The 8,886-nt window shown below is 42.3% G+C and carries 9 protein-coding genes, 1 pseudogene and 1 riboswitch; of the genes and pseudogenes, 4 read left to right on the top strand and 6 right to left on the bottom strand.

The genetic code is table 11. From position 1 onward, the window contains the following. Window positions 1-81 precede the first annotated feature (81 nt). A pseudogene (locus tag V7654_RS07550) lies at window positions 82-235 on the top strand (transposase); the annotation flags it as partial. A gap of 160 nt (window positions 236-395) precedes the next feature. Here the strand turns inward: V7654_RS07550 and V7654_RS07545 are convergent. Continuing rightward, the gene (locus tag V7654_RS07545) at window positions 396-2,222 is read right to left on the bottom strand and encodes an APC family permease (RefSeq protein WP_335429632.1); all 1,827 of its coding nucleotides are present in this window, start codon (window positions 2,220-2,222) and stop codon (window positions 396-398) included. Window positions 2,223-2,373: 151 nt separating this feature from the next. Continuing rightward, a riboswitch (cyclic di-AMP (ydaO/yuaA leader) is annotated at window positions 2,374-2,515 on the bottom strand. Between the two features lie 133 nt (window positions 2,516-2,648). On the opposite strand from V7654_RS07545, the gene V7654_RS07540 reads away from it, so the two are divergent. Further along, a complete protein-coding gene (locus tag V7654_RS07540; protein WP_335429631.1) occupies window positions 2,649-2,777 on the top strand; it encodes a bacitracin ABC transporter ATP-binding protein in 129 nt (42 codons plus the stop codon). Between the two features lie 77 nt (window positions 2,778-2,854). Here the strand turns inward: V7654_RS07540 and V7654_RS07535 are convergent, their stop codons facing one another. From V7654_RS07535 to V7654_RS07525, 3 genes are all read right to left on the bottom strand, one after another. Next, on the bottom strand, window positions 2,855-3,289 hold the full coding sequence (locus V7654_RS07535; protein ID WP_335429630.1) for an NUDIX hydrolase: 435 nt from the start codon (window positions 3,287-3,289) through the stop codon (window positions 2,855-2,857). A gap of 48 nt (window positions 3,290-3,337) precedes the next feature. Beyond that, window positions 3,338-3,934 carry a LysE family translocator gene (locus tag V7654_RS07530; RefSeq protein WP_335429628.1) on the bottom strand — a complete coding sequence of 199 codons (597 nt, stop codon included), beginning with the start codon at window positions 3,932-3,934 and terminating at the stop codon, window positions 3,338-3,340. Window positions 3,935-4,074: 140 nt separating this feature from the next. After that, complete coding sequence (locus V7654_RS07525) at window positions 4,075-4,458, bottom strand: MarR family transcriptional regulator (protein ID WP_335429626.1); 384 nt, start codon at window positions 4,456-4,458, stop codon at window positions 4,075-4,077. 418 nt (window positions 4,459-4,876) lie between these two features. On the opposite strand from V7654_RS07525, the gene V7654_RS07520 reads away from it, so the two are divergent. Then, window positions 4,877-6,295, top strand: coding sequence for a LysM peptidoglycan-binding domain-containing protein (locus tag V7654_RS07520; RefSeq protein WP_335429625.1), 1,419 nt, complete (start codon window positions 4,877-4,879; stop codon window positions 6,293-6,295). 249 nt (window positions 6,296-6,544) lie between these two features. Here the strand turns inward: V7654_RS07520 and V7654_RS07515 are convergent, their stop codons facing one another. Both V7654_RS07515 and V7654_RS07510 read right to left on the bottom strand, forming a co-directional pair. Next, window positions 6,545-7,645, bottom strand: coding sequence for a M20 peptidase aminoacylase family protein (locus V7654_RS07515; protein WP_335429624.1), 1,101 nt, complete (start codon window positions 7,643-7,645; stop codon window positions 6,545-6,547). Between the two features lie 78 nt (window positions 7,646-7,723). Then, window positions 7,724-8,482, bottom strand: coding sequence for a 2-phosphosulfolactate phosphatase (locus V7654_RS07510; RefSeq protein ID WP_335429623.1), 759 nt, complete (start codon window positions 8,480-8,482; stop codon window positions 7,724-7,726). Window positions 8,483-8,660: 178 nt separating this feature from the next. On the opposite strand from V7654_RS07510, the gene V7654_RS07505 reads away from it, so the two are divergent. After that, a partial coding sequence (locus tag V7654_RS07505) for a hypothetical protein (RefSeq protein WP_335429622.1) occupies window positions 8,661-8,886 on the top strand: 226 nt, incomplete at its 3' end.

Below are 8,886 nucleotides of genomic sequence, written 5' to 3'. Positions count from 1 at the left end.
CCCACAGGAGTCTGCGCGCCTTCCACTCCAATCACCAGGACTTCCTAACTTAATGCGGAACGGTACAAAGGCAAATTTTAAAAACGCGTGTTCGCAGATGCAAAAGAAAAGCATAGTATGAGGTGGACAACTCAGTGGGCTTAAAAAATAGCCCATGCAAGCGATGCTCAATTTCGATGCCTTGAACTTAACAAAGATGGCTAACTGGACATGGCAAGGTCTAGTAATGGTCTAAAACCTTGGCAGAACACGGTCAATTCAAAGGGAAAAACCAAATGAAGTTCGTAAAAGCTAAAAAGGGTTAGGAATGAAATCATTCCTAACCCTTTTGTCGACAAACTGAGCTTGGACAATTTATTCTGTCCAAGCTTTTTTATTGTCTCCTTGACCTATCACTATTTTTTCAAATGATAAGGAACAGTTGTGACAATGACGTTTCTTCTATAAAGCAAGAATGAACGGATGAGCAAACTAGATTGGTTATGAAGGATATTATGCCAGCCCTTCTTTGGGATAAATTGTGGTATAATTACTGTAACCACATAGTTCGCTTCACTAGCTTTCCGTTGCACAGTATCAACAAATTTAGTCAGTGGATTAATAATACTTCTGTAATGAGAGTGGAGGGTAACCAGCCTGATATCCGGCTGCCATTCATTCCATTTTTCTTCAAACTTCTTTTCCTCATCTCTTTCAAAAGCAACATAAACAGCAATAATCTGATCTGCAGATAGAGATTTTGCATAGTTTAAAGAATTTTCTACTACATGAGTTATTCCTGCCACAGGAACAATAATGACATTCCCTTCAACAGCAAGAGCAGGTTCACAAGTAGTAATCCTTAGTTGATCTCCAACCGCGTTATAATGTTTTTTAATTCGATGGAACATGAGGATGATGAGTGGCAAAAAGATTAATACCGACCATACCTGTGCAAATTTTGTCAGGAAAAACATAAGCGTGACAATAAAGCTAATGACAGCACCTGTAGAATTAATGATTAATTTAGTAACCCAGCCCTCGGGTTTTTCGCGAATCCATTTAACCATCATTCCCGTTTGTGACAAAGTGAATGGAATGAATACACCGACAGCATATAATGGAATTAAATGTTCTGTTTGCCCTTTAAAGAATACAATTAAAAGTATCGACGCCAATGCAAGAATGATAATACCATTCGAATATCCTAATCGATCCCCTCTGACTGTAAACATCCTTGGAATAAATTTATCTTTTGCAAGATTCACTGCCAGTAATGGGAAAGCTGTATACCCGGTATTTGCAGCAAGGATTAAAATTAAAGCAGTTGTTCCCTGTATGAAGAAATACATGAAATTGCGTCCAAATGTTTCTTCAGCAATTTGCGATACAACAGTTACCTTTTCATTTGGTGCAATACCGTAATAATAAGCCAGGTATACGATTCCCGAAAATAGCAAGGCAAGCAACGCACCCATAGCCGTTAGAGTTTTAGCGGCATTTTTTGGAGCAGGATCTTTGAAATTAGGGATCGCATTTGAAATGGCTTCTACCCCTGTTAATGCCGAACTGCCAGAAGCAAATGCTTTTAACAACAAGAATAATGTTAATCCGGCGACTGGAGTCCCAATAGGTTCATGAAGATTTCCCGAAATATCTCCAGTAACGATTTTGTATAAGCCGACACCTATTAAAATGAATAATGCTAAGACGAATAAATAAACCGGATAGGCCAAAATGCTGGCCGATTCTGTAACACCTCTAAGATTAAGAGTAGTAATAAACAGAACAAATATTATAGCAATAAGGACATTGTAATCATGCAATTCAGGAAAAGCAGAGGTTAAGGCATCTGTACCTGCAGAGACACTTACAGCTACTGTCAATATGTAATCAACTAATAATGAACCGCCTGCAATCAGTCCTGGATTAACACCAAGGTTTTCCTTGGAAACCACATATGCTCCTCCCCCGTGTGGGTAAGCAAAAATAATCTGCCTATATGAAAGAATAAGTGCTGTCAATAATATTAAAACTCCGATTGCTATTGGAATCGAATACCAAAATGCCGCTGCACTGATTGTAAAAAGCACAATCAAAATCTGTTCAGGCCCATATGCAACTGAGGATAAGGCGTCCGAGGAAAGTATCGCCAATGCTTTTGTTTTATTCAGTTTCTGTTCCCCTAATTCAGTTGATTTCAAGGGTCGGCCAATTAAAAACCTTTTTATGGATGAAATCATCAATCGTCACCGCCTAGTATTAATGAAGGTATGTTTCCCAGTTGCTTTAATAAATAAACTTCATTTTTTCGTTAAAAAGGCATAAAAAAATGCCCAAGCCATTATTAATAGACCTGCAGACATAATAATTCCTGTGCCTTACAAGCTCCACCTTCCTTCTCATATAACGCCTGCGAGGTTAGCTGACGGATTCGGGCCATTGAGTAGCCCTACCTAAAAAGGATTCACCCCTGGATCTTGTACCAATCCAATAGTGGTTCCCCCGCACCTTATGGTTTCGGCGATTTAGAAAATTGAAACCGATGATTATCATACTCCTGTGTTATAAAAAAGTAAATATATTTATTTTATTTATAAAAAGTAAAGTGAATATTATCGTATCATGTGTGTATTCTAGTATTAATCCAGATAAATAGGAGGAATAATATGTTTAAAGAAAATGAACCCTTAATATCTGATGAATTTTTAAAAAAGCTTACCGTGGAAATTAACCTGCTATATGGCGGTCCTGACTTTGAAGAAGTTAATCATATGGAGGAAAGTGATAGTAAATAACTACCCCATTTGATTAAAAGAGGTATTAAAAAAGCTGCCAGCTTGGCAGCTTTTTTAGGATCTATGAGGTATATGTTTTAATCACTCCATCCCTCTATCTCCTGAAGGCTTTTTTCCCTGATAAAATTTAGGAGGAATGCTAGATCTTCTGGAAAACCGAAGTCCGTTACATTCATATCACTTAATTTTTTCCACGCTATTTCATGAATCAATCCGTCTGGATCCTGAATCCGCGGTTCTCCACCTGTTATCATCACTTCAAAATATTGGACCTTAATATCAATCCCAAAAGACTTACCTGTTTTTATGTATAAAGGCCTGACGATCTCAACTTCATATCCCGTTTCCTCAAACACTTCCCTGATACAGCATTCTTCAGAAGTTTCATTCAGCTCTACCCCTCCTGCCGGAATAGCCCAAAGCTTTTCTTCATCTTCTTTACCTTGCCGAACCATCAGCACTTCCCCATGATGATTGATACAGACTCCAGCAGAACCTACCCAAAGATCCATACCTGTTCCCCCTATATTGTGAGTTTTTATGGCTATCTCCAATAAGTACTATTTTACAAACGCTAAAATTCCCAGTGCGATAATCAGCAAACCAGCCATCTTATTGACCAGACCTAAATGCGGAGTGATCTTATTTTTAAAAAAGCTGACGATGAAGCTGAGCATTACCCACCATAAGGCTGCACCAAAAAATACTCCGCCAATCAGCGTTACAGCTGTCAAACCTGTATCTGAGCCCTGAACAAATCCCAGTCCCGCAAACATCGCGGTAAAATTAAGGATAGTGACTGGATTTGTAATCATCAATAAGAAGGTGGACAGGTACATGCCCAAATGGCTTTCCCCCTGCAGATTTGCTGCTGAACTGGCTGGCTTTTTCAGAAATGTTTTTACCCCCAGGAAAAATAAAAACGCTGAACCGATCAGCTTCAATAGAACCTGCTGCTCGATCAAAAATGCGGACACTACCGAAAAACCGAATGCGGCGATACTCGCATAAATGATATTCGCCGTCACAGCTCCAAATCCTGTCAGGATTCCTGCCAATCTTCCTCTTGAGAGAACTCTTTGAATACACAGCAACCCGATCGGCCCAACAGGAGCTGATACTGAAAAACCCAGGATGATACTTTTTAGCAATAACATTCTCAATAAATCCTTTCAACAGAGGCATTCCTCCAACACGTCAAGTATAACTTCCTGTGTGATTTGCCCCGCTATTTTCTTGTCCGCTTTGTTCAGCAGCTTTTTCATATTCCCTTTGGAAAACATCAATGTTTATAGTGTCAAAAAAACCTTGCCCTTGTCTGTTCAAGTTTCTCCTTGAATTCAATGAGAAACTTCTTTCGTTCCTCGTAATCCTGAATTTCGCTATCTTTCCACAATTCAAGATCGGCACCTTTATCGATCAGCTCGATCGCCTTCTTTTTAATGCCAATCGTCAATGCCCTATGCCTCATTTGGAGGGCTGCAAGTGAAATATAAAGAATCGATTCATCAGGCTGACGCTCTATGTCATCATCATAATCCTCGAGCTCCTCCAGCCACGATTTCAAGATGATTTTCGCAGCTTTGCGCGGACTCATCCCTTCATCAAGAAGATCGTTCCATTCATCCTGGATATCACATGCCAGATCATCTTCCCACAATCCTGTTCCCCATGCGCCCATCCTGCCCACTCCTTATAAGTTATTTTACGCCACTTGCTTCTCTTTATTTTACTGCATTAGGAAGTGTGTTTCCTTGTGAAATTTTTTTAAATTAAAGCGCATTCTATATGTAGCAAATCTCAAGGGGATTATCGTCCTCCTTTATTCTGCATACCATTGCGTCTTCTTTTTTCAGTTTTTTTTTAGGTAACCAAGAAGCTCATTGGTGCCCTCTCTTTCTAGTTTTTGTTTTTTTAGGTAACCAAGAGGCTTCATTGGTGTTCTCTTTTTCTAGTTTTTGTTTTTTTTAGGTAACCAAGAGGTAGTCATTTGGAAAAGTCTCTTTAGAAAAGAACCCGGATAAACGGTTTCCTACCAACATATAATGAATGTTTTCCTCATACCTTATTGTAGGACTTTTTCCCAAGGGAGGTTCATTATGTTCATTCATGTTGTCCAAAGAGGAGAGTCATTATGGCAGATTGCTAGCCGTTATCAAGTGACCATCACGCAAATTACCGATATAAACGGGTTGGAAAATCCAAATCAACTGGTCGTTGGCCAGGCATTGATCATTCCATCATATGATGTATACCATACGGTCAGATCGGGAGAAGCGCTTTGGTCGATCGCACAGCGCTACGGCACGACGGCTGACGCAATAATAAGAGCGAATGGGATCACCAATCCAGCACTCATTTATCCCGGTACCGTGCTGCGAATACCCGCAATCCGGCATACTGTTCAATCTGGCGAGGCGCTTTGGCAGATTGCCCAGCGCTATCGTGTTAGTGTTCAATCCATTATCAAGGCTAATCAAATCCAAAATCCAAACGCGCTATACCCTGGAACGATTCTTGTCATCCCAAGGCCAAAGCCAACTATTGAATCAAACGCATTCACCTACCATTCCGATGAAAAAGCGGTGGAGTATGTCGGCGAAGTGGCCGACCTGATGACCTACATCGCACCTTTTGCTTATGTAATTCAGCCGGACGGTTCGCTCGTCCTGTATATGAAGGATGACACCGATGCCATCCAGACAGGACTTGCAAAAGGAGCATTGCCGATGATGTCGATCACCAATTTTACCGCCACCGAAACCGGGCATAACATTGCACATGAAGTACTGGCAAGCGAAGAGCACCGAGGGAAGCTGCTGGCCAATATTCTTACCGTCATGCGTGAAAAAGGCTATCGCGGCTTGAATATTGATTTTGAAAATGTATTGCCAGCGGACCGTGAGCTTTACAATTCATTCCTTCAGGCAGCCGTAGATGCCCTGCATAAGGAAGGGTATTTCGTATCAACATCTCTGGCACCAAAAATCAGCGCTGATCAGAAGGGACTGTTATATGAAGGCCATGATTATCCGGCTCATGGCAGGATTGCGGACTTCGTCGTCCTGATGACCTATGAATGGGGCTACCGCTTCGGACCGCCGCGCGCGGTTTCCCCATTGAACGAAATTCGCCGTGTCCTTGACTACGCGGTAACCGTCATCCCAAGAAGCAAAATCCTGATGGGCTTCCAGCTGTACGCACGTGACTGGGTCATCCCTCACGTTCAGGGCCAGGAAGCAGAAACGTACAGCCCTCAGGAAGCTGTCAGCCGAGCAATCAAATACGGCGCAGCGATTCAATATGATACTGTTGCTGCATCACCATTCTTCCGCTATACCGATGAGCAAGGACGCGGACATGAAGTCTGGTTCGAAGACGCCCGAAGCGCCCAGGCAAAATTCGATACCATTAAGCAATACAACCTTCGAGGAGTCAGCTACTGGGTGCTCGGCTATCCATTCCCGCAGAACTGGGTGCTGCTTGAAGATAATTTTAATATAAAAAAATTAACGTAAAATAGTGCCTGGCGGATTTGCCAGACACTTTTTTTATGTGGTGATCCAAACTGTACAAGCCAGGCACTAGTTTCATTTTGATATGCCGTTCTGTACATTCGGTTTTCTGCTCTTGGGAATACGTACTAAATCACGTTCTCCTCGATTTATAATCTTAAAACAGATTTTGCATGATCCTCGGATTTCCGCTCTAAATATGGTTTCTGACGTTCCTCCGAATTATCAACGGCATCTGCCTTTTCCCACAATCTACGCTCTTAAAATAGTTTCCGCCAGCACCCTTGCTCCAATGTTTAGGGCAGAATGGTCAAAGCTCATTTTTGGATGGTGGAGGCCTGGAGCAAGATCTGCACCTACACCAATCATTGTTGCCTTCAGTTCCGGCTGCTTCACAGTATAATAATGAAAATCATCGCTGCCTGATGTAACGACAGGGGCTGCAAGAGACTCCTGACCGATGGATTCAATAATTCCCTCAGTGGCAATCGCTTCTGCTTCAGATGATACTTCTGCACCAGGAGCTAAATCGAGCCAGTTCCAGGTGATATCGACTCCGTATAGCTTTTGCAATCCTAGCAGTTTTTCTTCGATTGATTCTTGAAGCTGATGCAACACATGATTTTTCTGTGCTCTTAGATCAATCGCAAACTCAGCATTGCCCGGTATGATATTCAAATTGTCTCCGCCTGCGATGATTTTTGTAAGTTTAGCAGAATGAGGCTCAAACGGTGAAACATAGATAGATTTCAACATTTGCTGCATGGCAACGATCACGTCGATTGCATTCTTCCCTTGATGCGGTCTCGCCCCATGGGCATCGACCCCGATAATTTTGCCTTCAAGGAAGGTGCCTGCGCCATGATGGATGGAAGGAGCAACCTTGCCTAATGGAAGCTCTTCTACAGGACGAAGATGGACGCCGAACAAATGCGTGACGTCCTGAATGGCACCGCGCTCGATCATGGAAAGAGCTCCATTCCCCTTTTCTTCTGCAGGCTGGAAAATAAACCGGATTCGTCTGGATGGCTTTTTTTGTATTACATATAGCAATGCTCCGAGCACCATCGACATATTGGCGTCATGTCCGCAGGAATGGTTCGCCTTCCATTTACCATCTACTTCCTGCCACAAAGCATCAATATCCGCCCTGACGGCAATGACTTCATTGCCTGTTCCAACCTCAGCCACCAATCCTGTCACGTCGTTGAACCTTTTATATGATACTCCTAACTCATCAAGGATTTCTGCCAGTTTCTCTGTTGTTTTATATTCCTTCCAGCTTACCTCTGGATATGTATGAAAGTGGTCGAACCAATCTAATATTCGAGCTTCAATATAACTTTGATCCAAGCTGTCCACTCCTGTTCTAATTTTAAAACCTATTATAATCCCAAACTGCTTGGATTCCTATGAATTTTAGCAGTTCTTTTATTTACTAAAGATCCATTCTTTGAAGTGGCCATCTACTAAAATAGGAACTGCTTCTGTTACATTCAGTCTTCCGCAGTGCAGGACATCGTCTTCATATCCACGTTCGCGCAGCTCGCGTCCGCTGCCGCAATCCCAGATAAGCTGTGATATATTTTCCTTCGTACCATTGAAGGCAGCAATGCACACTTGAGCTTCTGGTGATTTTTCACCTTCCAATTTGGAGAGAATTGCTCCTGCTCCCAGGTAATCCTCGATGGAAGGACGCAGCCTGTCTTCATTTTCCCTCACATCATTCCACATTTCCCCGCTTGGCACGACCGTGATTGCCGCTCCTGACACTTGTTTTATTTTGTTAGCTGTCGACGCGACTGCAGAGGCATTGAGCAGTGAGCCAATTAGCAGAGCCGGAACCTTGGAAGCGATCCAGGTACAATAGGCACCATTAAGCGACGATAATACATAACTCTTATTTTGATGCTCATTGTTGAAGGTTACTGGAGACAAAGTAGGCTTCCCAGCCCGTGCTGCTTCCGCCCTGCCTAAAATATATTCAGCACCAACACTTTCGGCGTATTTTTTACCATCCAGATCGGGAGGATATGGGTAAATAACTGCACCGACATTCAAAGCTGAAACAACCGTTGAGGAAAAACTAAGGACATCTACAACAATGACAATGTCACCACGTTCTGCAGCTTCACGCGCCCCTCGCCTTCCCCACTCCACCCGGCACTCAAAAGGAGATTGGTCAAACATAAGATCACCTCTAAATTTTATATAGGAGTATAAATATTCTCGTTCTAAGTCTCATTTCCTCCTCAGTTTAAAGTCTTATATTAAAACTGCCCCTGGCATATTTTCCATTTATATTAAAGGCCATTGTTACTATTTTTAGTCCTGTTGATTGTTTTAGAAGATGCGAGATTACTCGAAAATGCTAATCCTTTTTCTTCGTGCATGGGTTCATCCGAGGAAGCTATTCAATGTCCTGCGGGAAAAGCTGCTCTTATTAGACCAACGTGAAATGGTCCTCAATAAAGGAATATTTTCACCCTTTAGGCTCGGATGGCGCCGAGGAATGCGAAGCTTCTGGGTCGGAAATCAACAGACCAATATAACAGAGCCTATAAATAAGAAAAGCGCAAGCGCCTTGGTCAGCC

It is taken from the genome of Bacillus sp. JJ1609, from assembly GCF_036967045.1.
Lineage (GTDB): Bacteria > Bacillota > Bacilli > Bacillales > Cytobacillaceae > Mesobacillus.
The sequence above is the reverse complement of the archived record's forward strand: the minus strand, read 5'-3'. Positions and strand labels throughout refer to the sequence as shown.